The organism is Paraburkholderia sp. BR10954 (assembly GCF_040965775.1).
Taxonomy (GTDB): domain Bacteria; phylum Pseudomonadota; class Gammaproteobacteria; order Burkholderiales; family Burkholderiaceae; genus Paraburkholderia; species Paraburkholderia youngii.
In genome coordinates this window covers 52,344-76,432 of the sequence record NZ_JBFRCK010000029.1, presented here as the reverse complement: position 1 = coordinate 76,432, position 24,089 = coordinate 52,344, and the positions used below count along the sequence as shown (strand labels likewise).

21 protein-coding genes and 1 pseudogene are annotated in these 24,089 nt (G+C 65.6%); 12 read left to right on the top strand and 10 right to left on the bottom strand.

Annotation, left to right across the window (positions count from 1 at the left end):
* The first annotated feature begins 60 nt into the window (after window positions 1-60).
* The 3 genes from AB4Y34_RS30950 to AB4Y34_RS30940 are packed head-to-tail and all read left to right on the top strand — an operon-like array spanning window position 61 to window position 5,643.
* Entirely contained in the window at window positions 61-1,473 is a 1,413-nt protein-coding gene (locus AB4Y34_RS30950; RefSeq protein ID WP_368718156.1) for a TolC family protein, read from the top strand.
* Window positions 1,463-2,587, top strand: a complete 1,125-nt coding sequence (locus AB4Y34_RS30945; protein WP_176384811.1) for an efflux RND transporter periplasmic adaptor subunit — start codon at window positions 1,463-1,465, stop codon at window positions 2,585-2,587. The genes AB4Y34_RS30950 and AB4Y34_RS30945 overlap by 11 nt, the downstream gene beginning before the upstream one ends.
* Window positions 2,584-5,643 (top strand): efflux RND transporter permease subunit, encoded by a 3,060-nt coding sequence (locus AB4Y34_RS30940; protein ID WP_368718155.1) that lies wholly within the window; start codon window positions 2,584-2,586, stop codon window positions 5,641-5,643. The genes AB4Y34_RS30945 and AB4Y34_RS30940 overlap by 4 nt, the downstream gene beginning before the upstream one ends.
* Window positions 5,644-5,681: 38 nt before the next feature.
* On the opposite strand, the gene hpnK is transcribed toward AB4Y34_RS30940, so the two are convergent.
* The 3 genes from hpnK to AB4Y34_RS30925 are packed head-to-tail and all read right to left on the bottom strand — an operon-like array spanning window position 5,682 to window position 8,147.
* A complete protein-coding gene (hpnK, locus tag AB4Y34_RS30935; RefSeq protein WP_176384813.1) occupies window positions 5,682-6,515 on the bottom strand; it encodes a hopanoid biosynthesis-associated protein HpnK in 834 nt (277 codons plus the stop codon).
* Window positions 6,512-7,777 carry a bacteriohopanetetrol glucosamine biosynthesis glycosyltransferase HpnI gene (hpnI, locus tag AB4Y34_RS30930; RefSeq protein WP_368595020.1) on the bottom strand — a complete coding sequence of 422 codons (1,266 nt, stop codon included), beginning with the start codon at window positions 7,775-7,777 and terminating at the stop codon, window positions 6,512-6,514. Before hpnI (AB4Y34_RS30930) ends, hpnK begins: the two co-directional genes overlap by 4 nt.
* A 19-nt stretch (window positions 7,778-7,796) precedes the next feature.
* On the bottom strand, window positions 7,797-8,147 hold the full coding sequence (locus tag AB4Y34_RS30925; RefSeq protein ID WP_368718154.1) for a hypothetical protein: 351 nt from the start codon (window positions 8,145-8,147) through the stop codon (window positions 7,797-7,799).
* A 381-nt stretch (window positions 8,148-8,528) separates the two neighbouring features.
* Between AB4Y34_RS30925 and AB4Y34_RS30920 the strand changes: the two genes are divergently transcribed.
* Both AB4Y34_RS30920 and AB4Y34_RS30915 read left to right on the top strand, forming a co-directional pair.
* Window positions 8,529-9,188 carry a response regulator gene (locus AB4Y34_RS30920; protein ID WP_176125991.1) on the top strand — a complete coding sequence of 220 codons (660 nt, stop codon included), beginning with the start codon at window positions 8,529-8,531 and terminating at the stop codon, window positions 9,186-9,188.
* Window positions 9,185-10,588 carry an ATP-binding protein gene (locus tag AB4Y34_RS30915; protein WP_176384819.1) on the top strand — a complete coding sequence of 468 codons (1,404 nt, stop codon included), beginning with the start codon at window positions 9,185-9,187 and terminating at the stop codon, window positions 10,586-10,588. Before AB4Y34_RS30920 ends, AB4Y34_RS30915 begins: the two co-directional genes overlap by 4 nt.
* Window positions 10,589-10,648: 60 nt before the next feature.
* Here AB4Y34_RS30915 and AB4Y34_RS30910 read toward each other — a convergent pair whose 3' ends face one another.
* The 5 genes from AB4Y34_RS30910 to AB4Y34_RS30890 form a co-directional block, all read right to left on the bottom strand.
* On the bottom strand, window positions 10,649-11,710 hold the full coding sequence (locus AB4Y34_RS30910) for a lysylphosphatidylglycerol synthase domain-containing protein (RefSeq protein ID WP_176384821.1): 1,062 nt from the start codon (window positions 11,708-11,710) through the stop codon (window positions 10,649-10,651).
* A gap of 202 nt (window positions 11,711-11,912) precedes the next feature.
* Entirely contained in the window at window positions 11,913-13,073 is a 1,161-nt protein-coding gene (hpnI, locus tag AB4Y34_RS30905; protein ID WP_368718153.1) for a bacteriohopanetetrol glucosamine biosynthesis glycosyltransferase HpnI, read from the bottom strand.
* Window positions 13,070-14,491: a hopanoid biosynthesis associated radical SAM protein HpnJ gene (gene hpnJ / locus AB4Y34_RS30900; protein WP_176108403.1), complete on the bottom strand. Its 1,422-nt coding sequence runs from the start codon at window positions 14,489-14,491 to the stop codon at window positions 13,070-13,072. The genes hpnI (AB4Y34_RS30905) and hpnJ overlap by 4 nt, the downstream gene beginning before the upstream one ends.
* A gap of 301 nt (window positions 14,492-14,792) precedes the next feature.
* Window positions 14,793-15,203: a hypothetical protein gene (locus AB4Y34_RS30895; RefSeq protein ID WP_176384828.1), complete on the bottom strand. Its 411-nt coding sequence runs from the start codon at window positions 15,201-15,203 to the stop codon at window positions 14,793-14,795.
* Window positions 15,204-15,239: 36 nt separating this feature from the next.
* On the bottom strand, window positions 15,240-15,443 hold the full coding sequence (locus AB4Y34_RS30890; RefSeq protein ID WP_007181784.1) for a cold-shock protein: 204 nt from the start codon (window positions 15,441-15,443) through the stop codon (window positions 15,240-15,242).
* Between the two features lie 293 nt (window positions 15,444-15,736).
* Between AB4Y34_RS30890 and AB4Y34_RS30885 the strand changes: the two genes are divergently transcribed.
* Together AB4Y34_RS30885 and AB4Y34_RS30880 are read left to right on the top strand one after the other, a co-directional pair.
* The gene (locus tag AB4Y34_RS30885; protein ID WP_176384830.1) at window positions 15,737-17,182 is read left to right on the top strand and encodes an NAD-dependent succinate-semialdehyde dehydrogenase; all 1,446 of its coding nucleotides are present in this window, start codon (window positions 15,737-15,739) and stop codon (window positions 17,180-17,182) included.
* Between the two features lie 121 nt (window positions 17,183-17,303).
* Window positions 17,304-17,924 (top strand): GNAT family N-acetyltransferase, encoded by a 621-nt coding sequence (locus AB4Y34_RS30880; RefSeq protein ID WP_368718152.1) that lies wholly within the window; start codon window positions 17,304-17,306, stop codon window positions 17,922-17,924.
* A gap of 54 nt (window positions 17,925-17,978) precedes the next feature.
* Here AB4Y34_RS30880 and kdgT read toward each other — a convergent pair whose 3' ends face one another.
* A complete protein-coding gene (kdgT, locus tag AB4Y34_RS30875; protein ID WP_176384834.1) occupies window positions 17,979-18,983 on the bottom strand; it encodes a 2-keto-3-deoxygluconate transporter in 1,005 nt (334 codons plus the stop codon).
* Between the two features lie 311 nt (window positions 18,984-19,294).
* On the opposite strand from kdgT, the pseudogene AB4Y34_RS30870 reads away from it, so the two are divergent.
* The 5 genes and pseudogenes from AB4Y34_RS30870 to AB4Y34_RS30850 all read left to right on the top strand — a co-directional run.
* Window positions 19,295-19,468 (top strand): annotated as a pseudogene (locus AB4Y34_RS30870) (5-deoxy-glucuronate isomerase); the annotation flags it as partial.
* Between the two features lie 21 nt (window positions 19,469-19,489).
* Window positions 19,490-20,245 carry a 2-dehydro-3-deoxy-D-gluconate 5-dehydrogenase KduD gene (gene kduD / locus AB4Y34_RS30865; RefSeq protein ID WP_368718151.1) on the top strand — a complete coding sequence of 252 codons (756 nt, stop codon included), beginning with the start codon at window positions 19,490-19,492 and terminating at the stop codon, window positions 20,243-20,245.
* A gap of 102 nt (window positions 20,246-20,347) precedes the next feature.
* On the top strand, window positions 20,348-21,235 hold the full coding sequence (gene kdgR, locus AB4Y34_RS30860; RefSeq protein WP_368718150.1) for a DNA-binding transcriptional regulator KdgR: 888 nt from the start codon (window positions 20,348-20,350) through the stop codon (window positions 21,233-21,235).
* Window positions 21,236-21,885: 650 nt separating this feature from the next.
* Window positions 21,886-22,272 carry a hypothetical protein gene (locus AB4Y34_RS30855; RefSeq protein WP_176369194.1) on the top strand — a complete coding sequence of 129 codons (387 nt, stop codon included), beginning with the start codon at window positions 21,886-21,888 and terminating at the stop codon, window positions 22,270-22,272.
* Window positions 22,273-22,347: 75 nt separating this feature from the next.
* A complete protein-coding gene (locus AB4Y34_RS30850) occupies window positions 22,348-22,596 on the top strand; it encodes a hypothetical protein (protein ID WP_026228520.1) in 249 nt (82 codons plus the stop codon).
* 46 nt (window positions 22,597-22,642) lie between these two features.
* Here the strand turns inward: AB4Y34_RS30850 and AB4Y34_RS30845 are convergent, their stop codons facing one another.
* Window positions 22,643-24,025: an aromatic acid/H+ symport family MFS transporter gene (locus tag AB4Y34_RS30845; protein WP_176384843.1), complete on the bottom strand. Its 1,383-nt coding sequence runs from the start codon at window positions 24,023-24,025 to the stop codon at window positions 22,643-22,645.
* Window positions 24,026-24,089 lie beyond the last annotated feature (64 nt).

The following is a 24,089-nucleotide window of genomic DNA, read 5'->3' as shown; positions in this document are numbered from 1 at the left end:
CATTGCGAGGCCTCGTTCGCGAGTCGCTCGCCCCTTCCGATGATTCGCAGGAGCCGGATTTTGCCTGATTTCCATCCCGTGACGGCGCTGCGTCGGCGCGCGCTGGTGCCGTTATGCGCGCTGCTGATGAGCGGCTGCGCGAGCTATCACCGCGAACCGCTCGCGCCGCAGGTCACCTCGACGTCCGCGCGATCGCTCGAACGGGTCCGCATCGATCCCGCGAGCATGCCGCTGCCCGAGTTGGCCACGCATCGGTTCGATCCCGCCGACGGGCTCGACATCGACGAAGTCGCGATGCTCGCGGTCGCCAACAACCCCGATCTGAAGCTGGCCCGCGACGATCTCGGCATCGCCCGCGCGCAGGCTTATTCGGCGGGTCTGCTGCCCGATCCGCAACTGAGCGTGTCGAGCGACTATCCCGGCGCGGCCGGCACCACGCGCGCGTTCAATTATGGCCTCAGCATCGACGTGATGGCGATCGTGCTGCGCAGCGCGAACAAACAGTCCGCCGACGCGACGCTGGCGAAGACCGATCTCGGCCTTCTGTGGCAGGAATGGCAGGTGGTCGCGCAGGCGCGGCAGCTGTTCGTGAAGAGCTGCTTTCAGCAGCGCACGCTGCCGCTGTTGCAACAGCAACGCGAACTCGCGCGCACCCGTTACGAGCGCATGGCCGCGGCGCGCGCGGACGGCAATCTGACCGACGATACGCTCACCGCCGCGCTCATCGCTTACAGCGACGCGCGCAAGCAGTACACGGACGCCGAGCGCGCGGCCGCGCAAACCCATCACGATCTGAACGCTCTGCTGGGTCTCGCGCCCGACGTGCAATTGCAGTTGCAGACAGGCCACGACGACGAAGTCGCACCGCTTTCCGACGCCACGCTCGACTCAGCGCTCGCCGAGCTCGCGCACCGCCGCCCCGACCTGATCGCGCTACAGGCCGGCTACGAAGCGCAGGAGCAGAAATACCGCGCGGCGATTCTGAGCCAGTTCCCGAGTCTGTCGGTCGGTTTCGTGCGGGCGCGCGACACCTCGAACATCTACACGAGCGGCTTTCAGATCAACCTGAGTCTGCCGATCTTCAACCGCAATCAGGGCAATGTCGCGATCGAAAAAGCGACCCGTCAGCGGCTTCGCGACGAGTACCAGACCCGACTGAACGAGGCGTATGCGGACGTCGCCCGGCTGCGCGAGGACAGCGCGATTCTCGCGCGGCAGTTGCAGCAGACCGAAGCTGCATTACCCGGCGTCGAGCGCTCCGCGCGCGAAGCCGCGGCGGCCTACGCCGAACACAACCTCGCGCTCGGCGCGTACACCGACGCGCAAAGCGCCGCGCTCGCGAAACGCATCGACGTCGCGACGCTGCGCGAAGCGCTCGACGAACAACGCGTCGGCTTGCAGGCGCTGCTCGGCAGCGCGATTCCCGACGCTTTCACTCCCGCTCAAACTTTCATCGACACTCATGCGAAATAGCCTGTTTCCATCGCGGTACGGATGGCCGCGTGTTGCGGCCGTCGCCGCGCCGCTGGTTTGCGCGGTCCTGCTGTACGCAGTAGTCCATCCGGTTCGTGCGGACGACAACCCCGCCAGCGAAACTCAACCGTCGGTCGCGGTGCAGACCGTGCACGTGCAGCGCGCCGCGATCGCGCAGCCGGTGCGCGGCTTCGGGATCGTCGCGACCACCGCGTCGAACCTGACGACGATCAACCTGCCCTATGTGTCGCGTATCGCACAGATGCGCGTGCAGGCGGGCGAGACCGTCAAGCGCGGCACGCCACTGTTCGTCGTCCAGGCCGATCCTGCCGCGGTGCTTGCCGCCACTCAGGCGAGAAGCGCGCTGACGCTCGCGCAAGGCGAACTCGCGCGGACCCGGTCGCTGTTCGACCAAGGTCTCGCGACGCAATCGCAGCTCGCGAGCGCGAGCAAGGCCGTCGACGATGCGCGCGAAGCGCTCGCCGCGCAGACTCAGAGCGGCATCGCGAGCGGCAACAAGGTCGTGACCGCCCCGTTCGACGGCGTGGTGCTGCAGCTGTCGGCGGCACAGGGCGACCAGGTGCAGGCTGGCGCGGCGATTCTGCAACTCGCGAGTGGCGCGAGCCGTGATGCGCGCGCAAACGTGACGCTCGGCGTCGAGCCCACCGACGCCGCAGCGATCCATCCCGGCGATGCCGTTACGCTGCACGGCCTGTCCGCGGCACTCGCGCAGACGTCGATCGAAGGCCGTGTGGTGCTCGTCGGTGCCGCGATCGATCCGCAATCGCAACTGGTCAACATCGGCGCGACGGTACCGCTCGCGCAGACGCCGTTCATCCCCGGCACACGCGTTTCTGGCGACATCGCGACCCGCACGGGCACGCATTGGATCGTGCCGCGCGCGGCCGTGCTGCGGGATGGGCAGCATGCGTACGTGTTCCAGATCACGCCGCAAAACAAGGCGCATCGCGTCGCAGTGAGCATCGCGATCGAAAACGGCGAGCGCTACGGCGTCGATGGCCCGCTCGACCCCATGCTCGGCGTCGTGACGAGCGGCAACTACGAGCTGAAAGACGGCATGGCGGTCCGCGCCGCGGGAGATGGCGCGCGATGAACTTCGGCCAATGGATGCAGACGCATCGCCGCTCGCTGCTGTTCGTCATCGCGTTGCTCGCGATTGCCGGCGTGTTAAGCGCGTTCCGTCTGCCGATCTCGCTGTTTCCGAACGTCGCGTTTCCGCGCGCGGTCGTATCGCTCGACGCGGGCGACCGCCCCGCCGAGCAGATGACCACGCTCGTCACGATGCCGGTCGAAGAAGCGCTGCGGCGCGTGCCGAACGTGCGCGACGTCAACTCGACGACGAGCCGTGGCGCCGCGGAGATCTCGCTGAACTTCGACTGGGGCACCGACATGGCGCAGGCGACGCTGCAGGCTCAATCGGCGATCAGCGAAATTCTCGCGACGCTGCCGCCCGGCACGACGATGCAGGTGCGGCGCATGGACCCGACCGTGTTTCCGGTGCTCGCGTACAGCCTCACGTCGAAGCAGCAGTCGCTGTCCGCGCTGCGCGATCTCGCGCAGTTCCAGATGCGGCCGCTGCTGTCGTCGGTCGAAGGCGTCGCGCGCGTCGAGGTGACCGGCGGCGCCGAGGACGAGTTCGAGGTCGCGGTCGATCCCGCCCGCCTCGCCGCGTACAAGCTGTCGCTCGCCGATGTATCGAAGGCGATCGGCGCGAGCAACGTGCTGATGGCGAACGGCCGCATCGAGGATCACGACAAGCTGTACCTCGTCGTCACCAACTCGACGATCACGCAGCTCGACGAACTGCGCAACGTGGTCGTGGCCGCCAACGGCAATGCGAACGGCGCGCAGATCCGTCTCGGCGACGTCGCGATGGTGCGCCAGGGCGTCGTGCCGCAATGGATGCGCGTCACCGCCGATGGTCAGGATGCGGTGCTCCTGAACGTGTACCAGCAGCCCGGCGCCAACAGCGTCGCGATGGCACGCGCGATCCGCGCGAAGATTGCCGCGTTCCAGCCGCAGATGCCCGCGGGCGTGCATCTGTCGAACTGGTACGACCAGAGCGAACTCGTGATCGCGTCGGCCACCAGCGTGCGCGACGCGATCATGATCGGCATCGTGCTCGCGGCGTTGACGCTGTTCTTCTTCCTGCGCAACTGGAAGATCACCGCGATCGCGGTCGCGCTGGTGCCGGTCGTGATGGCCGCGACGATCCTGCTGCTCGACGTGTTCGGCATGGGCTTCAACATCATGACGCTGGGCGGTATGGCGGCCGCGGTCGGCCTCGTGATCGACGACGCGATCGTGATGATCGAGCATATCGTGCGGCGCATGCGTGAAGCCGGCGCGCGCGCGTTCCATGGCCGCGTGATGGCCGCGGCGCTCGAATTCACACGGCCGCTCGCGGGTTCGTCGGCGGCAACGCTGATCATCTTCGTGCCGCTCGCGTTTCTGTCGGGTGTGACGGGAGCCTTTTTCAAGGCGCTGTCGCTGACGATGGCGAGTGCGCTGTTCATTTCGTTCCTCGTCACGTGGCTCGCGGTGCCGATCCTGTGCGACCACTGGCTCAAGCCCAAAGACGCCGAGGAGCACCAGGAAACCCGTTTCGCCGCATGGCTGAACCGGCGCTATGCGGTGACGATCGGCCGCGTGATCGCACGGCCGCCGCTCGTGCTGCTCGGCGTCGTGCCGTTGATCGTCGTCGCGGCGTTCGCATTCACCCGCGTCGGCAGCGGCTTCATGCCGAGCATGGACGAAGGCGGCTTCGTGCTCGACTATCACACGCAACCGGGCACGTCGATCACCGAAACGGACCGGCTGATGAAGCAGATCGAGCAGATCGTGCGCGCGAATCCGAACGTCGCGACCTACTCGCGCCGCACCGGCGCGGGCCTCGGCGGCGATCTGAACGAGCCGAACAAGGGCGACTTCTTCGTGCGGCTCAAGTCCGGCAAGCGCGAGCCGATCGACACCGTGATGGAGGAAATCCGCTCGCAGATCGAAACCCAGGTGCCGGGCGTCAGTATCGAGCTCGCGCAGCTGATGGAAGACCTGATCGGCGATCTGACCGCGGTGCCGCAGCCGGTGCAGATCAAGATCTTCTCCGACGATCCGCACACGCTCGACACCACCGCGCGCAAGGTCGCCGCGCGCATCGGCCAGATCCAGGGCATCGTCGACGTGAACGACGGCATCAACCCGGCCGGCGACGCGATCGAGCTGCACATCCTGCCCGCCGCGGCCGCGGCCGAAGGCATGGACCCGCAGGCGATCGCGCAGGCCGTCACCGACATGCTCGAAGGCAATGTCGCGACGCAGTTCCAGAGCGGCCCGAAAACGGTCGGCGTGCGCGTGCGCGTGAATGGCGCGCGCCAGATGACCGATACGCAACTGGGGCAGTTACAGATCCGCGCGCCTGACGGGCATCTGTTCGCGTTGAAGCGCGTCGCCGATCGTGTGACCGTCACGGGTCAACCGGAAATCAGCCGTTCGAATCTGAAGCGGATGGTCGCGGTCACCGCGCGCATCGACGGGCGCGATCTCGGCTCGACGATCGCCGACGTGCAGAAGGCGCTCGGCGACGCGAACCTGCTGCCCTCGGGCGTCTATTACGAGCTCGGCGGTTTGTACCAGCAGCAGCAGATCGCCTTCAAGGGTCTGCTGACCGTGTTCGGTGCCGCGATCGCGCTGGTGTTCGGCCTGCTGCTGTTCCTGTACGAACGCCTGCGCGTCGCGCTCGCGGTGCTGGCAATGCCGCTCTTCGCTGCCGGCGCGGTGTTCATCGGCCTTTGGATCACCGGCATCGAGTTGAATATCTCGGCGATGATGGGCATGACGATGATCATCGGCATCGTGACGGAAGTTGCCATCTTTTACGTATCCGAATTGCAGGCGCTGGTGCGCGACGACGAAATGCCGTTCGACGACGCGTTGCAGGCCGCCGGCCGCAATCGTCTGCGGCCGATCGCGATGACGACGATCGCCGCGATCCTCGCGCTGTTGCCGCTCGCGTTCGCGCTGGGGCAAGGCTCGGCGATGCAGCAACCGCTCGCGATCGCGATCATTTCCGGACTGATCGTGCAGTTGCCGCTCGTGCTGTTGCTGCTGCCGGCGTTGCTGAAGCTATTGATGAAAAAGCAGCCGGTGTGAGCGCGGCCCGGGTTTTCCGCGTTTCGCGAAGCATGACGCTACGCAAGCACATCCGCGAACCCGCCGACTCGCGCGCCGAGCGCGCGGATCGCGGCGGCCACCTTTGGCGACAACAGCGCCTGCAACTCGTCGGCATGCCGGTAGTCGTGCATGCCCTCGCTTAGCGCGTCACCGGCCAGCGCCGGATGACAATAGATTTCGCCGACGCCATGCGGCAGATTCGCGAGCGCGGCGAGCCAGCTCGCCTCGTCCATGCGCCCGCTCGCCGCAATGCCGACCACGTAGTCGTTGTGCGCGATCCCCGCGCGCTCGAGCCGCGTCTTCACGTGCGCGACCCACGGCCGCAGCCACAGCGGCGCGTTCGCTTCGAACGGCAGACGCATCGCCTTCATGCCGTAGTCGCGGCCGATGTCGAGGATCAGGCCGAGCACGGTCGGATGCAGATGGAAATGCTTGTGCGTGTTCACGTGGTCGAGCCTGAGGCCGGTCGCGGCGAAGGCTTCGAATTGCGCGCGGATTTCGTAGGCGAGTTGCCGACGCACCTGCGGCAGAAAGAAGAAGCGCACGCCGTCACGCACCATGTTGCTGCCGAAGCGGCCGTTCTCGTCGAGCAGCGCGGCGACCTGCTCGCGCGGCGCCAGCGCGGCGCCGTCGGCCAGCACCAGATGCAGGCCCACGCGCAGTTCCGGCAGCGTATGCGCGCGCGCAACCGCGTCTTCGGCGGCCGGCGCGCCGACCATCAGACTCGCCGCGCGCAGCACACCGTTGCGGTGCGCGCGCTCGACCGCGAAATTGACGCGCTGATGCAGGCCGAAATCGTCGGCGGTGATGATCAGTCCGCGCGGCTGGGCCGGTTTGCCGCGCGCTATCACGTGAGGCTGTCCAGCCGGCCGCTGCGCTCGGCGGACGGCGTGCCGAGCCGCATGCGCTCGCCGCGCCACACGACGTGCGAACCGAACGCGCTGACGAGCCACTGGAGCGCGAGCAGCGTATCGCGCAACGGCACCAGCGGCAGATCGCGCCAGAATGTGCGCGCACGGCGCGCCGCACGCAAATGCAGCAGCAGGCGCGCACCAACGCAGAGCGCGGTCGCCGACGCGCTCGCGACCACCGCCGCGAACGGCGCGTGAGCACAGGTTGCGAGCGACACGGTCAGCCCTGCGCTCGTCAACAGCCACGGTGTGGGGAATGTGATCAGCAGCGACACGAAACCCGGCGGATTGACCGAGCGGATCGTGCGCAGCCAGCGCGTTTCGCGCTGCCACAGCGCCGCGAAGGTCGGCTCGATCACGTCGGTGGCGACCATCACCCGCGACAGCACCGTTTGCAGACCGAGAGCGCGCACGTGCTCGGCGAGCCAGTAGTCGTCGGCGAGGCAGTTTTTCAGCGCCTCGAAGCCGCCGATGCGCTCCAGCGTCGCGCGCCGCAACGCGAGGGTCGCGCCGAAACCGAAGCGGCGCGAGCCCATCGCATGGGCGACCCGCACCGACGGCGCGAACCACTCGTTGATGAACAGCGCACCGACGCGCGGCCAGAAGCCGCCGACGCCGCGCGCGACGTACAGGCACGTGACCACGCCGACGCTTGGGTCCGCGAGCGGCGCGGCGACGCTGTCGAGATAGTCGGAGTCGACCGCGATGTCGCTGTCGGCGATCACGATCACGTCGTGGCGAGCGCGTGCGGCCATGTTGATCAGGTTGCTGACTTTCAGATTGCTGCCGTGTACGCGTGTGTCGATCGCGAGCTCGATGTCGCACTTGGGATAGGCGGCCTGCAAGCGGCGCACCACCGCGATGGCGGGATCGTGCGGCGACGACACGCCCAGCACCAGCTGAAAATGCTCATGCCGCTGCTCGCAGAAGGTCCGGAGATTCTCGTAGAGACGCGGCTCGGCGCCGCACAGCGGCTTCAGCACGCTGACACCGACCTGCGCGAACGGCCCGCCTGGTCCATCGGACGAACCCACTAGCGAACCGCCGTACGCGCCATTGACCGCCCTGCCGCCATGATGGTTCGATTTATGCCGCGCGGTGAAAAATGGCATGGCGAGCGCGGCGGCTACCGTGTAGATCGAAGCGCTAACGCAGCCGGCCAACAGAAGCCATTGACATGCAATCAACGCGTGGGCCGCCATCGTGTGTCGTCCGTATCCGTCAGTGCTCGGCCAGCACGAACGGTTGCCCCGTTAGCCGGAGATGAAGCACGACGAGCCACCGGCGTGGACAGTTCGCTGAGATCACGGCGGGCCATGCGCCGCGAGCCGCGCGAATCGCGTAGTCGCGCCGCACCGCGAGCTCGAAGGCGACCTCGGAGAATTCGCGCGCAATCACCACGCCGCCGATGATCAGCGCGAGCGCGAACAGCCTGAACGATGCTGAAGCGAAAAAAGCGTCAGAGACCGGCAGTACAGCCAGCGCGATGCACAGCAGCGCTTCGGTGCCGGCGGCGGTCAGAGACGCAACTAGCAAATGGGCTCGTAGCATGTCGATGGTGACTCGCTTCATAACGTGCCTCGTGCGGGGCCTTGCAGCCTGACCGGATGCTGGCATTGGGCGGGACTCGTCGATACCGTCCATTGACGCTATCGACCAGCATAAAGAATGCCTCGCGCGTCGCTCCATCGAAGTCCTTACGATCAGGTTGCGATGGCCTGACGAACCTGGTCTCGCACATGCATCACGATCTGCGACGACCATTTTATAGCGCGTCGATGGTATCGATTCAAGCTGAAGGAAACCTTAAGCATACGCATGGCATAAAGCGGCTAACGAACGGCGTGGTTACACTTTGAAACACCGGCGGATTGTTCGTATAGACGCATCAATGCCGCTTGCATAAAAATGCAGGACGTTATGCAATAAATCCTCACATGGAATATTTGCCTCATGCGCTTACTCCTCGTAGAAGACGACGAGCTCATCGGCTGCGGTGTGGAAGCGGGCCTTCGCCAGGCCGGCTTCACGGTCGACTGGGCACGCGACGGCCACAAGGCCGGCCTCGCGCTCGACACGACTCAATATGCATTGGTGGTACTCGACCTCGGCCTGCCACGCGTGAGCGGCACGGAGCTGCTCAAACGCATGCGCGACGCCGGCAATGACGTGCCGGTGCTCGTGTTGACCGCGAAAGGCACGGTCGTCGATCGCGTCGGCGGTCTCGAAGCGGGCGCCGACGACTATCTCGGCAAGCCGTTCGATCTCACCGAGCTGGTCGCGCGGTGTCGCGCGCTGTTGCGCCGCGCACAAGGTCGCAGTATCGATCTGATTCGTTACCAGAATCTGACAGTGAATCCGGCCGCGCAAACAGTGCAGATCGACGAAGCGCGCGTGCCGCTTACATCGCGCGAATGGGCGATTCTGCTGCAACTGCTGACCAATCTCGGCATTCCGCAGTCGCGCTCGCGGCTCGAAGAAAGCCTGTACGGCTGGCAGGAAGAAATCGAAAGCAATGCGATCGAGGTGCATGTGTCGAATCTGCGCAAGAAGCTCGGCGCAAATCTGATCAAGACCGTGCGCAACATCGGCTATGTGATGGAGAAAGAATGATCGGTCCGTCGATCCGGCGGCGCCTCGTGCTGCTGGTGCTGGCGAGCATCGCGCTCGTCTGGGGCGGCGCGCTCGTGTCGAGCTACCGGCAGGCGACGCGCGAAGTCGGCCTATGGGAGCAAGCCCGCCTCGCCGAACTCGCGCAGATGCTCGCGCTGCTCGATTCGGCCAATCTGATGACGCTCGCGAATGCGCGCATCGACCTGCGCGAAGAAGAGCGAAACGGCGAAGCCGGCGCGAACAACTACGATGACGACGACACCCTGCCGCGCGATGCGCTTTTCCAGGTGCGCTCGGCCGACGGCGTCGTGCTGGCAGGCAGCCCGCAACTGCACGCGCTGGCCGCGTGGGATTTGCCGTTGCCGCCGGCGAGCGGCTCGCAAGACGTGATGCTGGTCGGCGAGCTCTATCACTCGTTCACGTTGCGCGAGACCGTGCTCGGTCACAGCGTGCGCGTGTTCGAGCCGGCCAATACCCGCAGCGACCTGGTGAGCGAAATCGCGAGCCGCATCGCACGGCCCACGCTGATCGCGCTGCCGGTGCTCGCGGTGCTCGTGTGGTTCAGCATCGGCTGGAGCCTCGCGCCGCTGAAGGTGCTATCGGCCGCGCTCAGTTCTCGCGACATCAACCGCATGGAACCGGTCGGCATCGGCCGCACGCCGCTCGAGGTGCGCCCGCTCGTCGATGCGATCAACCAGATGCTCGCGCGTCTGCAGCATGCGCTCGAACTCGAGCGCGCCTTCACCGCCGATGCCGCGCACGAACTGAAGACGCCGCTCGCCGCGATCAAGGTGCAGGCGCAGGTTGCGCTCGCGGAGCCCGACATCGGGCTGCAGCGGCTCGCGATGGAGCGCGTCGTGCAAGGCGTCGATCGCAGCGCCCGGCTCGCCGAGCAGTTGCTGCTGCTCGCGCGGCTCGACGTGCAGGAGAAGCTGCCCACCGAGCCGGTGAAGCCGGCCGCGATCGCGAGAGATACGCTGCTCGCGAACCGGCGTAATGCGCAGCAAAAGCACATCAACGTGATGCTGGTCGGCGACATGCTCGCCGAGATCGATGCGGAGCCGGTGCTGATCGGCATCCTGCTCGACAATCTGCTCGACAACGCGATCAAGTATGGACGTACCGGGGGCAATATCGAAGTCGCGGTGCGCCATGCCGACGAGCACGTGCAACTGAGCGTGCGCGACGACGGTCCCGGCGTCGAGCCAGACGATCTCGCGCGCCTCACGAACCGCTTTTTCCGCGCGACCGGCAATCAGGCGACCGGCAGCGGGCTGGGGTTGTCGATCGTTGCGCGGATCGCCGAGCATTTCGGCGCGAGTCTGCAGCTAGGCGCGGGAATCGGGGGCCAGGGGCTGGCGGTGCGGGTGTCGTTTCCGGCCTATCGCGCGCCGCGCTGACGGCGCGCGGCATGCGCGTCGAAGACGCGAGCGGGAAGCGGGAAACCGCGCGCCGATCCCTCAGCGCCGCTCGCCGCCGCGGTTCACGTCAGCGACGCCCGAACGCTGTTTGGCCAGCCCGGCGCGCACCCCGTGCGGCGCGGCATGCGGCCGCGCGCTGCCGGACGCCTCGAACAACTGCCACGCGATCAGGCCCGGCACGAACACCAGCAGATCGCGAATGCGCCGCGCGGCCGCGAGCGCAAGACAGGTGGCGGGATCGAGCCCGAGTGCGCCGCCAATCAGTACGAAGGCGCCCTCCTGCACGCCGAGACCGCCCGGCACGAAGAACGCGGCACTGCTGACCGCCTGGATCAGCGATTCGATCACGATCGCCTCGACGAGCGTCACGCGCGCGCCGAGGAAATACAGCGCGAGCCAGATTTCCAGCGAGGTCAGCACGCATTGCAGCGGCTGCCAGAAAAACAGATAGCGCAGCACGACCGCGCGGCGTCGCCAGATCACCTTGATCGATTGATCGATCTGCGCGGACTGGCCGACCAGCGCGGTCAGCTTGCCGCTCGTCATATTGTTTGCCACGCGCGTGATGCGCTCGAACGGATTCGCATGCTGCACGAGCCCGAACAGCAATAGCAGCGGCGTCAACGCGACCACGCCCCACGCGAGCTGCCCGGCGAGCCGCAGCGCGCCCGATTGCGCGTTGGCGAACAGAAAGCCGATGCCGACCATCGTGAACATCAGTTGACTGATCAAGGTCAGTTGCATATCGACGATGGTGCTGGCGACCGCTGTCGATGGCCGGACGCCCCAGCGCTTGAACATGCGGAACGCCACGAGTTCGCCGCCGATCCGCGCGACCGGCAGCATGGAGTTGACCGATTCGCGCACCCATACCAGATGCATCATCCTGCCGAAGCTCGGGCGATTCGCGCCGCGAATCAGCGAGCGCCAGTCGCAGGCGTTGGCGACCATTGGCAGCACATGCGCCAACGCGGCCAGCACGAGGCCCGCGCCGGCCGCGCGCAACGCGCTGAGCACCGCGCGCGGATCTTCGCGCCAGACCAGCCACAAAGAGATCAGCAAACCCGCGAGCGCGGCCGCGCGGCCCAGATGCTTCATCATGCGGGCACCTCGCATGCGACCAGGATAGACCTGATGCGCCGCACGCCGCGTGCCGCGGTATGGGTTGCCGTATGGGTTGCCGAGTGCGCCGCCGCCTGTGCCGCCTGTGCCGCCGGGCCGCTGCCGTGCGTCTCGAGTGCGGTGCTGTGTCGCCCGCTCGATCCTTCTTCGTTCATTGCCCGCCCAATCTGCCGTTCGTTCGTCATTCGTCCTGTGCCGCCGACAGCAGCCCGTCGCCGTCGACCTTGAAGCTGAAGCCCCGCCAGATCACCCGCGACGAGCGGAAGCTCGCGACGAAAATCGCAAACGATACGATATCCCATAACGGCAGTAGCCACAGATCGCGGCAGCGCTGACGCAACGCCCGATCCGCGCGCCACTTCAACGCGACACGCGCGAGCACCGTCACTGCCGCGAGCAGCCACGCCCACGGCGCGCCGCCCGAGCACGCGAGCGCGAGCAGCGCGAACGGCAACGGATGCACGAGCGCGGTGCCGAAGTGTCCGAGCGGATCGATGCGGCGGATCGTGCGGCTCCAGCGCAGTTCGTGCGTCACCAGTTGCGCGGCGCTCGTTTCGACACAGGCATGCGCGATCGCGAACGGCGGAATCGTGACCTGCTCGCCCGCCGCGCGCACCGCCGCGCCGATTTCGTAGTCTTCGGCCAGGTGCCGCACGAACGGCTTGAAGCCGCCGATCCGCTCGTAGGTATCGCGCCGCATCGCAATGGTCTGACCGAAGCACGGGCGCGCGAGCCCGAGCGCGAGTCCGGTGACGACGCCTGGCAGGAACTGGTAGTTGGTGGCGATCGCCGACAGCCGCGGCCAGAATCCCGGATCGGGCTGGCCGCGATACGCGCAGGTGACGAGCCCGACGCCCGGCTTCTGCAATTCGCCGATCACGTTGCGCAGATAGTCGGGGCCGACGCACACGTCGCTGTCGGCGAACACGAGCACGTCGTGGCGCGCCTGCGGCAGCATGTTGAGGATGTTGCTGATCTTGCGGTTCGGGCCGTACAGACGCGCATCGGCGACCACGGCGATGTCCGCCCGCGGATGCAGGCGCCGCAGTTCGTCGACGGTTTGCAGCGCGGGGTCGGCCGAGTCGTGCACGCCGAACAGGAATTGCACGGGCCCCGGATAATCCTGGGCGCAGAAGCTCGACAGATTATCGAGCAGCGCCCACTCGTTGCCGTGCAACGGTTTGATCACCGTAATGGGTGGAAAGCTGGAGGGAACGGCCACCGCCCTCGCGAAGAAGCGCCCGATCAGCGCGCTTGCGAGCACGGTGTAGCCGATGCCGACAACAGTCGCCGCCGCGCACGCGTACGCGAGCGTGACGGCGGCGATGTGTACGGCGCTCACGCCTCGTGTGCGCGCAGGAAGCGGAAAAATTCGACGCCTTCGCGCAGGCGCCGTTTCATCATGTCCCAGCTCGTCAGCATTTCGCGCAGGATCTCCCAGATCTTCGACGGCCGGAAATAAAAGCGTTTATAGAAGTTCTCGAGCTGGTGGTACATCTCGTCGCGCGACAGATGTGGATAGCCGATCGCCGCCAGTTGCACGCCCTGCTTGCTGACGAGATTGATCACCTTGTTTTCCGCGAGCCAGCCGCTCTCGACCGCCTGGTGATAGAGCCGGGTGCCCGGATACGGCGCGGCGAGCGACACCTGGATGGTCAGCGGATTGATCTCTTTCGCGTACTCGATGGTCTTCTGGATCGTTTCCTGCGTCTCGCCGGGCAAGCCGATAATGAAGGTGCCGTGCACCTTGATGCCGAGCGTGCGGCAGTCCTGCGCGAAGCGCCGCGCGATGTCCGTACGCAGGCCCTTCTTGACGTTCAGCAGGATCTGGTCGTCGCCGGACTCGTAGCCGACCAGCAGCAGGCGCAGGCCGTTTTCCTTCATGATCTTCAGCGTCGAGTAAGGCACGTTGGCCTTCGCGTTGCACGACCACGTGACGCCCAGCTTGCCCATGCCGCGCGCAATTTCTTCGGCGCGCGGCTTGAAGTCGGTGAACGTGTCGTCGTCGAACATGATCTCCTTGACTTCCGGCATATTGTCGCGAATCCACTTCACTTCCTCGAGCACGTTCTCGACCGAACGCACCCGATAGCGATGGCCGCCGACCGTTTGCGGCCACAGACAGAACGTGCATTTCGAGCGGCAGCCGCGGCCGGTGTACAGCGACACGTACGGATGCTTCAGGTAGCCGTTGAAGTAGTTCTTGATGGTCAGATCACGCTTGTAGATCGGCGCGACGAACGGCAGCTCGTCCATGTTCTCGAGGATCGGGCGCGCTTCGTTGTGTTCGATGGAGCCGTCGGGGGCGCGATAGCTCAGGCCCAGGATTTGCGAGAACGGCTTGCCCTCGGAGATTTCCTTGCAGGTGTAGTCGAATTCTTCGCGGCAAACGAAGTCGATGGCCTCGGTCGCGATCAGCGAATTATGCGGATCGACCGCGACCTTCGCGCCGACCATGCCGATCAGCAGCGACGGCTTGCGCTTCTTGAGGTCCTGGGCGAACAGTGCGTCGGTCGGGAAGGATGGCGTGCTGGTGTGAATCACCACCAGCTCGTATTGCGAAGCGATGTCGAGCGCGGCTTCGACGGACAGGCCGTCTGCCGTTGCGTCGAGCACGCGGCTGTCGGGAACGAGTGCGGCGGGTTGTGCGAGCCACGTCGGATACCAGAACGAGCGAACTTCACGCTTGGCCTGATAGCGCGAACCCGCGCCACCATCGAAGCCGTCGTACGACGGCGCCTGCAAGAACAGAGTTTTCATGGATGCTCCAGCAAGCCTTTATAGGCGCTTTCAGTTTTCAGTCAGGAATCTATCTGTTCCATTGCCCGAATGCAGGTCGTGAAAGCCTGTGCTCGACCCGCACGTAGCGGCGGCCGCGGTCCTGAAAGGCCACGGGCAGTGGCGCAAATAGTACGGAGCAAAGCTGAAGGAAACCTGAAGAATAATACTGCGTTCAGACCGTCCGCGGCATGCTCCGAGGGGTCGATTTGTGCGATCGACGCGCTCGTATAGCCGTGTCGCATCGATGTCGTATCGGTGTGGTAAATGCAGACGTTGTCGCTTATTGCGCAAGATGCCTCGCCCATTCGAGCCAGCCGAGATTGAGGGCCGCGTTTACCACTACGCCCGTCGCCGACGCGAGTGCGGCGATCATGGTCCAGAAGGCCGAGCGCCGCGCCGCGCGCGCCGACGTGTGCGCGGCGGCCGCCGCGTCGCGCGACGCGCTCGCCGCCGCCTGCGCGATATGCGACGACGCCTCCATGCGCGCGAGCGACCTCAGCGCGAAACCGCGCTCGTCGTCGTGCGTGGCCGCGGCCGCGTCGTGCTCCGCTTCGGCGCGCTGCGCCTGTTCGAACAGATAGCGATGACAGAACGGTGTAAGCGGTTCGTCGGGATGGCGCGCGGCGAAGGTCTTCGCATAGGCGGCGCCGCCATTGCGCTCGATCTCCGCGTAGGCGGCGTCCTTATCCATCGTTACCTCGCATGCGGATGAACCGCCATGCCGACGTCACACGGGCTTGATATCGGCCGCCTGCTTGCCTTTCGGCCCCTGCTTGATTTCGAAGCTGACTTTCTGGTTTTCCTGCAACGACTTGAAACCTTCGGAGCGAATCTCCGAAAAATGCGCGAACAGATCTTCGCCGCCGTCATCGGGGGTAATGAAGCCGAAGCCCTTCGCGTCGTTGAACCATTTCACTGTTCCGGTTGGCATGGCGATGTCCTCGTGATGCGCTGTAGTAGCGGTTGAATGGATGAAGCGCTGCGTCTTGCAGGCGTTTCGTGCGGCGCTGACGCGGCACCTCGGCGTGATCCGCAAAGTCGCTCCGGTGCCAAGCCTCAGCAAACCGCATGCCACGAGCGGACGCCCGCGGTCCGCGTCCGGTGCGATTGCCCGCAATCAGATAAGATAATTGATATCGGCAATTGATTCATGGCCGCGTAGGTGTGTCGCCTCGTGCCGCACAACCACGCGGCCTGTTGTTTTCCCTCTCACAGGAACCCAGCATGGCCATCTCGAGCTATACCGATACCCGTCTTCTGATCAACGGCGAATGGTGTGACGCCGCCAGCGGCAAGACCCTCGACGTGATCAACCCGGCGACCGGCCAGGCCATCGGCAAGGTCGCGCATGCCGGCATCCCCGATCTGGACCGCGCGCTCGAAGCCGCGCAGCGCGGCTTCGAAGCCTGGCGCAAGGTGCCGGCCAACGAGCGCGCCACCATCATGCGCAAGGCTGCGGCTCTCGTGCGCGAGCGCGCCGCCGAGATCGGCCGCCTGATGACGCAGGAACAGGGCAAGCCGTTCGCCGAGGCGCGCGTCGAAGTGCTGGCGGCCGCGGACATCATCGAATGGTTCGCGGACGAAGGCCGCCGCGTGTATGGCCGCATCGTGCCGTCGCGCAACCTCGCCGCGCAGTCACAAGTGCTGAAGGAGCCGATCGGACCGGTCGCCGCGTTCACGCCGTGGAACTTCCCGGTCAACCAGGTCGTGCGCAAACTCTCGGCGTCGCTCGCCTGCGGCTGCTCGTTCCTCGTGAAGGCGCCGGAAGAAACCCCGGCGTCGCCGGCGGCCCTGCTGCAGGCGTTCGTCGAAGCCGGCGTGCCGGCCGGCACGGTCGGCCTCGTGTTCGGCGATCCGGCCGAAATCTCGAGCTACCTGATCCCGCATCCGGTGATCCGCAAGGTTACGTTCACCGGCTCGACGCCGGTCGGCAAGCAGCTCGCGGCGCTGGCCGGTTCGCACATGAAGCGCGCGACGATGGAACTCGGCGGCCATGCCCCGGTGATCGTCGCCGAAGACGCCGACGTCGCGCTCGCGGTCAAGGCAGCCGGCGCCGCGAAGTTCCGCAACGCGGGCCAGGTCTGCATCTCGCCGACGCGCTTCCTCGTGCACAACAGCATCCGCGAAGAGTTCGCCGCGGCGCTCGTCAAGCACGCTGAAAGCCTGAAGCTCGGCGACGGTCTCGCCGAGGGCACGACGCTCGGACCGCTCGCCAACGCGCGCCGTCTGAGCGCGATGGCCAAGGTCGTCGACGACGCCCGCAAGACCGGCGCGAAGGTCGCGACGGGCGGCGAACGCGTCGGTACCGAAGGCAACTTCTTCGCGGCCACCGTGCTGACCGACGTGCCGCTCGAAGCCGACGTGTTCAACAACGAGCCGTTCGGCCCGGTCGCCGCGATCCGCGGCTTCGACAAGCTCGAAGAAGCGATCGCCGAAGCGAACCGTCTGCCGTACGGCCTCGCCGGTTACGCGTATACGAAGTCGTTCGCCAACGTGCATCTGCTGTCGCAGCGCATGGAAGTCGGCATGCTGTGGATCAACCAGCCCGCCACGCCGACGCCGGAAATGCCGTTCGGCGGCGTCAAGGATTCCGGCTACGGCTCGGAAGGCGGCCCGGAGGCGATGGAAGCCTACCTCGTCACCAAGGCAGTCACGGTGATGTCGGTTTAATCACCTTGATCGCGCGCTTCGGTAATGGCGCCGCGGGTTTGCCGCTCGCGTCGTTCCCGAGCGCGGATCAACCGGTCTGCCAGGTCCACGAGTGTTCCGCTCGCGGACCTTTTTCATTGCCATGAACGATATCTCCGCGGAATCGATACAACCCACGCTGAGCGGCTCGTTCGTCGAGTTGCGGCCGCTGCGCGAGGACCACGCGCAGGCGCTCGTCGAGGCCGCCGCCGATGGGCAACTGTGGGACATGAAGCTGACCGTCGTGCCGGGCCCGGCGACGATCGATGCCTATATTGCCAGGGCGCTCGCCGGCCGCGCTGCCGCCAGGGTGATGCCGTTCGTGATCGTGCGGCGTGACGAGGATGACGGGAATGACGGCGCCGGCCGCATCGTCGGCAGCACGCGGTTCTGGAAGATCGATCGCGCGAACCGCAAGCTCGAAATCGGCCATACGTGGCTCGCCGCCTCGGCGCAGCGCTCGGTCGTCAACACCGAGGCGAAGTATCTGCTGCTGTGCCACGCATTCGACGTGATGCGCTGCGTGCGCGTGCAATTCACGACCGACGAGCTCAACGACAGATCGCGCGCGGCGATCCTGCGCATCGGCGCGAAACAGGAAGGCATCGTGCGGCACGAGCGGATCATGCCCGACGGGCGCAAGCGCAACTCGGTGCGCTTTAGCATCATCGACGACGAATGGCCCGCGGTGAAAGCGATGCTCGAAACGAAGCTGGCGCGCTGAGCGGCGCGCCAGCTTCCTGCCCTGCTACTGACTCATTCAAACAGGTGCATAGCGCTACTCATTGAGCGGCGCGGCCTGCGTCACCGTGGCGAACTCCTCGCGCAGCGTGCCGCGCGGATGATGCCGGCGCACCCACAGCGCCGTGAGGATCGGCACCAGAATCGCGGTCACGAGGCAAGCGGTGGCGACCATCGCGGTGGCGGCCGGCACCAGCGGTTTGAAGCTCGGAATCATGTCGGCGATGATCGCCGGATTCGCGACCGCCGCCCCCGCCGTCGACGACGCCGCGAGCCCCGCCGCGCCATTGCCGCCCGCGATCCAGCGATCAGCCAGAATCAGCGGCACGCCGGTCACGACGATCACGCCGAGCCCCAGCACGATGCCCGGCAAACCGCTAGTGACGATCACGTTCAGATCGATGCCGTTGCCGAGCGCAAAGCCGAAAAACGGAATCAGCGGATGCACGCAGCGGCCGAACAGCTCGCGCAGCTCGCTATCGAAGTTGCCCAGTGCAAAGCCGATCAGAAACGGCAGCACCGCGCCGACGAACAGCCGCGGCTCGAAGAACGCCACACCCGTGGCTCCAAGAATGATCATGCTGATCAGGGGCCCCGATTCGACCGACATCAGCACGAACGCGCCCGCCTCTTCCTTCGTGCCGTACTGTTGCATCACGGCCGCGTAAAGACCGCCATTGGTCATGTCCATCGAGGTCGTGATTGCGAGCAACGACAGCCCCGCGAAGAGCCCGGTCTTGATGCCGTCGATCGGAATGAAGCGCGCCGCGATCAGCGTGACGATCCATGCGACCAGCATCTTGGTGGCGAGCAGTGTGCCCGACTTGCGCAGCACGGTGCCGGTCGCGCGCAGGTCGATCGTTGCGCCCATGCAGAAGAACCATACCGCCAGAATCGGCACGGTGCCGGTAATCAGGCCGTTGGTGAACGAGCCGAAATATTTGCCCGCGCCGGGCGCGAACGTATGCACACAGGCGCCGAGCAGTAGCGGCACCAGCATCAGGCCGCCTGGAATGCGGTCGATGGCCTTCTTGATCTTCATGTCTCCTCCATGGACGGTGACGTCCTGTTAGCGGATCAATGACCCGTGTTGGTGTCCCGGTCTGCGCCGGGCTCTCCCTGTCCGGCGCAATATAGCATCATGAAAGGAACGTCGTTCCGCCTGAGTTCTTAAACCTGACTATCGTTTACCCGGTCGCTCTCAGTACGCCATTCCAGCCGCGATCGCTCGCTCGCCGAGAAATTTTCGGACCGATGTTCCGAAATTGCGATTCTGCGTTACAGTCTCGGCACAAGGCGGCACCCGCGCCCCGCATACCGACAGGAGAACGATCAATGGATGTGAGACAGGCCGAGCCGCACGAAACACGGCATATCGTCGTGCGCAACGAGCAGGCGGTGATCTCGCCGAGCTGGTCGATTCATTCGGGTGTCGGCACGCGCGCGTACACGTTCATCTGGGGCATGGTCGGTGAGAACCAGGTGTTTGGCGACATGGACCATCTCGCGGTTCGCGAGTTGCGCTGAGCGAACATGAGCCCGACCACAATGAATACTTTCGATCTGAGCGGCAAGGTCGCCATCGTGACCGGCAGCAACACCGGCCTCGGCGCCGGCATGGCGGTCGCGCTCGCCGCGGCCGGCTGCGACATCGTCGGCGTCAGCCGCGCGGACGCTGGCACGACCGCCACGCGCGTCGAGGCGCTCGGACGCCGCTTCGCCGACGTGCGCGCCGATCTCGCGTCGACCTCATCGGTCGACGACATCGTGCGCGCCGCGGTCGAAGTATTTGGCCGCCTCGACGTGCTGGTCAACAACGCGGGCATCATCCGCCGCGAAGATGCGCTCGAGTTCGGCGAAGACGACTGGGATGCGGTGATGGACGTGAACCTGAAGAGCCTGTTCTTTCTGTCGCAGGCCGCGGCGCGTCAGTTCGTGCGGCAGCAAGGCGGCGGGAAGATCATCAACGTCGCGTCGATGCTGTCGTTCCAGGGCGGTATTCGCGTCGCGTCGTACACCGCGTCGAAAAGCGGCGTGCTCGGTCTCACCCGGCTGCTCGCCAACGAATGGGCCGCGCGTGGCATCAACGTGAACGCCATTGCGCCCGGCTATATGGCGACCGCCAACACCGCCGCGTTGCGCAACGACGCGCAGCCCAACGAAGAAATTCTCGGGCGCATTCCGGCCGGCCGCTGGGGCGTGCCCGACGATCTCGCGGGGCCGGTGGTTTTTCTCGCTTCGTCGGCGTCGGACTACGTGCATGGGCATACACTGGCGGTGGATGGCGGCTGGCTCGCGCGCTAGCGACAGCACGAGTTCGCCATCAGCGCGCGCGACGCGCTATGCTCTCGCGCCGGGTGAGCATCGGCTCGATGCGACAGCGGCGCGACTTGGCTCAGACAGGGAATGATCGACATGGCGGCAGCGGGAACAGACAGGAACGCGGCGAGAAACACTGCGCGCGACAAAGCGCTCGATAAGGCGCTGGATACAGACAGCGGTGAGCGAGGCGAATCGGCGTCGTCGATCGGGCGCGTGTTCGCGATTCTCGGCGCGATCGGCGACACCGGGCAGATCGGCATCAGCGAGTTGTCGCAACGGCTCGGCATGTCGAAGACGACCGTGCATCGCGTGATTCAAACACTGAAGGCGCTTGGCTACGTGACTCAGGAAGTCGAAACCGAGCGCTATCGGTTGACGATCCGCCTGTTCGAGCTCGGCGCGAAAGCGCTCGAAAGCGTCGATCTGATGCGCGAGGCCGACGTCGACATGCGCCGCATCGGCCAGATGACGCGCGAAGCGGTACACCTCGGCGCATTCGACGAGGACGCGATCATCTACATCCATAAGATCGATGCCGACTACGGGCTGCGCATGCAGTCGCGAATCGGCCGGCGCAATCCGCTGCATAGCACGGCGATCGGCAAGGTGCTGCTCGCATGGATGGACCCGGCCGATGCGCGTGACGTGCTCTCGCACATCGAATTCCGCAAGTCGACGCAAAAAACCTTGACCTGCGCCGAAGCGGTGCTGAGCATCCTGCCGCACGTACGCGAGCAGGGCTACGGCGAGGACAACGAAGAGCAGGAAGAAGGCCTGCAATGTATCGCGGTGCCGGTGTTCGACCGCTTCGGCCGCGTGATCGCCGGTCTGTCGATTTCGTTTCCGACGATGCGCTGCGGCGCCGACACGAAGCAGCATTACGTCGCGCTGCTCAAAGAAGCCGGTCTCGCGATTTCGGCGCGGCTCGGCTATCGCGAAGCGACCGCCCAGGAGCCCGCGGCCGCGCAGTAAGACAGCCTGATGACGCTACAGGGGTGGCGTCATTTCATCGTGCTCGCACGAACCCATGGCGAGCCCGATGACCAGTCTGCAACCGAATGTATCTGCGCGGCATAGATAAGGCGAAATTCCATTCGCTTCTTTTTTCAGCAATCGATGCGCCGAACCTTCGCTCCGCATCCATGCATCGCCTGCGCTTGAATGCGGTTTTTTTCATAGCCCCTTCAAGGGTTTGGCCGCACGCCTGACTATCGCCCGGCATTTCGACATCTAGTCCCCGGCGCTTTCCCTCTCCGTTCATCGCACTCGCGTGAACGTATCGATGTGACCTCCAATCGACACGTCCTGTTACACACAAACACATCGGTAATCGCGCCGCTCAGTAGAGTTCGGTTCAAACGAAAGCGGTTTAGATGAAACGCTTCGCACGACAGGCACTCGCATCACAGATTTCAGGGAGCAACATCATGAAAAAAATTCTCGCATTGGTCATTCTCGCCGCCACGCTCGGCGGCGCGTTGAGCGGCTGCATCGTCGTCCCTGGCGGCGATCATCCGCATCACGACCACTACTACGAACGCTATTGATCGGGCCATCACGCGCAGTAGGTGCGAGTCCGGCTCGCCACTCCATCACAGACATCCACACAACAGAGAACAATCATGAGTCTTTCACGCAACCGCTGGATATCGTTGAGCGTCATCGCGGGTCTCGCGATCGGCGCATCGACGGCCGCTTTCGCGCACGTCGATGTCGGCGTGAATATCGGTGTGCCGGGCATCGCGGTCGCGCCCGCCGTGGTCGAGGCTCCGCCGCCCCCGCCGGTCTATGTGCAGCCCGCGCCCGTGTATGCGCCTCCGCCGCCGCCCGCGGTCGTGATCGCGCCGGGCTGGTACGGCGATCGTTACTACGATGGTCGTCGCTATTGGGAGCGTCGCGAGTGGGAACGTCACCACGACGAATGGCGCGATGCACGCGGCCCGCATCGCGACTGGCACGACAACGACTGGCACGACAACGGCTGGCACGGTCACGGGCATGACCATTGATGGAAGCCAGGTGGCGTTAATCGCGCCACCATGCCGCGCTTGCATTCGCGCCACCCCTTTGACAGGAGCGACGACGTGCTACGCAATGATCCGAGACGAGTAAGCGCGCAGGTCGACGGTGCGCACATTTGCGCCGAATACAGCGAGCTGACCGGCCAGCTGTGCCTGCGCCAGGACGGCACGCTGGTGCGCGAATGGTTTCCACCGCATTCGTGGATAGCGATCGCGTCGGTGGCCGGCGCGCGCCACTGGGGCACGCGGCCGACCGACGACGAATTGCTCGCGCTGCTGCACAACGAAATGGCGTTGCTGCGCGCGACCTGAGCGGTCGCGCATTGTTCGAGCGTAGCGGCACGCCCGACGCCGGACTTCACTCGATCGCTATCGCGCTGACGTTGTCATCGACCGATGCGTGATCGAGCGGCTCGCGCCGCATCATCAGCACCACCCCGCCCGCCGCGATCACGGCCGGCACCGCGAGCAGGCTAAACACCGCGCCGAACTGCCAGCCGAGCCCCATCAACGCCGCGCCGACGAACGCGCCCGCCACGCCGCCGACCCGGCCGATTCCCAGCATCCACGCCACGCCCGTCGCGCGCGCCCGGGTCGGGTAGAAACTCGCCGCGAGCGCCGACATCGACGTCACCGCGCTGGTCGCGACCGTACCGGTCAGGAAGATCAGCGTGCCGAGCCAGACCTGATGGCCGACGCCCCGCCCGACCAGCAGCACGAGCGCACCGACGAGCACATAGGTGAACGCGATCACGCGATGGCCGGCGAAGCGATCCATCACCCAGCCGACGCACAGATTGCCGAGGATGCCGCCGAGCGGAAACAGCGAGGTCATCAACGCGGCCTTTTCGCCCGAGAAGCCGGTGTCCTTGAACAGCGTCGGCAGCCAGTTGGTCAGCAGGTAGTAAATCAGCAGCCCCATGAAATAGGCGAGCCACAGCATCAGCGTGCCGAAACGGTAGCGCGCCGACAGGATGATCGCGAGCGCCCACTGCGAGCGCGAGTCGGCGCTATTGCGGCGCACGTCGACCGCGAAGAAGCGGCATCCGTCGAAGCGGTCGTGAGGCGCTATGCGTTGCAGGATTCGCGCGATCCGTTGATCGGCCCGCTTGCGCACCGCGAGGAATTGCGCCGATTCCGGCAGCAGCAGAATCAGCAGCACGCTCAGCACGAGCGGGCCGATGCCGCCCGCGACCAGCACGCTCGGCCAGCCGAGATTCGGAATCAGCCATGCGGACGCAAAGCCACCGAGCGCGAGCCCGCCCGAAAAACCGCAGAACATCGCATTGACCGCGACCGCGCGAATCCGCGCGGGTGCGTACTCGGACATCAGCGTGACCGCGTTGGGCATCGCCGCGCCGAGACCGAGGCCGGTGAAAAAGCGCAGCACGGTCAACGATTCGATCGACGTCGCGCGGGCCGCCGCGAGACTCCACAGCCCGAAGAAGAACACCGACAGCACCAGCACCGTCTTGCGTCCGATGCGGTCCGCGAACGGGCCGGCCGCGAGCGCGCCGATGCCGAGACCGACCAGCGCCGCGCTCATCACCGGGCCGAGCGCGCTGCGCGCGATGCCCCACTGCTGCACGAGCGACGGCGCGATAAAGCCGACCGCGGCGGTGTCGAAACCATCGGCCGCGACGACCAGAAAACACAGCACCAGAATCGTCCACTGAAACGGCGAGAAACGCTGTCCGTCGATGAAGGCCTGCACATCTACACTGCGTTCGGAGCGGCTCATGTGCGCGCTCCTTTCTGCTTGGTCATTGCTATGTCTCCTTGAGATGAAGAGATATTTTCTTGTT

Bases quoted from the DNA above. Each gene is read 5' to 3' on its own strand.
- AB4Y34_RS30910 (WP_176384821.1), bottom strand. From the start codon at position 11,710: ATGATGAAGCATCTGGGCCGCGCGGCCGCGCTCGCGGGTTTGCTGATC.
- AB4Y34_RS30945 (WP_176384811.1), top strand. From the start codon at position 1,463: ATGCGAAATAGCCTGTTTCCATCGCGGTACGGATGGCCGCGTGTTGCG.
- AB4Y34_RS30855 (WP_176369194.1), top strand. From the start codon at position 21,886: ATGAGTCTTTCACGCAACCGCTGGATATCGTTGAGCGTCATCGCGGGT.
- AB4Y34_RS30890 (WP_007181784.1), bottom strand. From the start codon at position 15,443: ATGCCAACCGGAACAGTGAAATGGTTCAACGACGCGAAGGGCTTCGGC.
- kdgT (WP_176384834.1), bottom strand. From the start codon at position 18,983: ATGAAGATCAAGAAGGCCATCGACCGCATTCCAGGCGGCCTGATGCTG.
- AB4Y34_RS30895 (WP_176384828.1), bottom strand. From the start codon at position 15,203: ATGGATAAGGACGCCGCCTACGCGGAGATCGAGCGCAATGGCGGCGCC.
- AB4Y34_RS30920 (WP_176125991.1), top strand. From the start codon at position 8,529: ATGCGCTTACTCCTCGTAGAAGACGACGAGCTCATCGGCTGCGGTGTG.
- hpnI (WP_368595020.1), bottom strand. From the start codon at position 7,777: ATGGCGGCCCACGCGTTGATTGCATGTCAATGGCTTCTGTTGGCCGGC.
- AB4Y34_RS30885 (WP_176384830.1), top strand. From the start codon at position 15,737: ATGGCCATCTCGAGCTATACCGATACCCGTCTTCTGATCAACGGCGAA.
- AB4Y34_RS30940 (WP_368718155.1), top strand. From the start codon at position 2,584: ATGAACTTCGGCCAATGGATGCAGACGCATCGCCGCTCGCTGCTGTTC.
- hpnJ (WP_176108403.1), bottom strand. From the start codon at position 14,491: ATGAAAACTCTGTTCTTGCAGGCGCCGTCGTACGACGGCTTCGATGGT.
- kduD (WP_368718151.1), top strand. From the start codon at position 19,490: ATGAATACTTTCGATCTGAGCGGCAAGGTCGCCATCGTGACCGGCAGC.
- AB4Y34_RS30880 (WP_368718152.1), top strand. From the start codon at position 17,304: ATGAACGATATCTCCGCGGAATCGATACAACCCACGCTGAGCGGCTCG.
- AB4Y34_RS30925 (WP_368718154.1), bottom strand. From the start codon at position 8,147: ATGAAGCGAGTCACCATCGACATGCTACGAGCCCATTTGCTAGTTGCG.
- AB4Y34_RS30915 (WP_176384819.1), top strand. From the start codon at position 9,185: ATGATCGGTCCGTCGATCCGGCGGCGCCTCGTGCTGCTGGTGCTGGCG.
- AB4Y34_RS30845 (WP_176384843.1), bottom strand. From the start codon at position 24,025: ATGAGCCGCTCCGAACGCAGTGTAGATGTGCAGGCCTTCATCGACGGA.
- kdgR (WP_368718150.1), top strand. From the start codon at position 20,348: ATGATCGACATGGCGGCAGCGGGAACAGACAGGAACGCGGCGAGAAAC.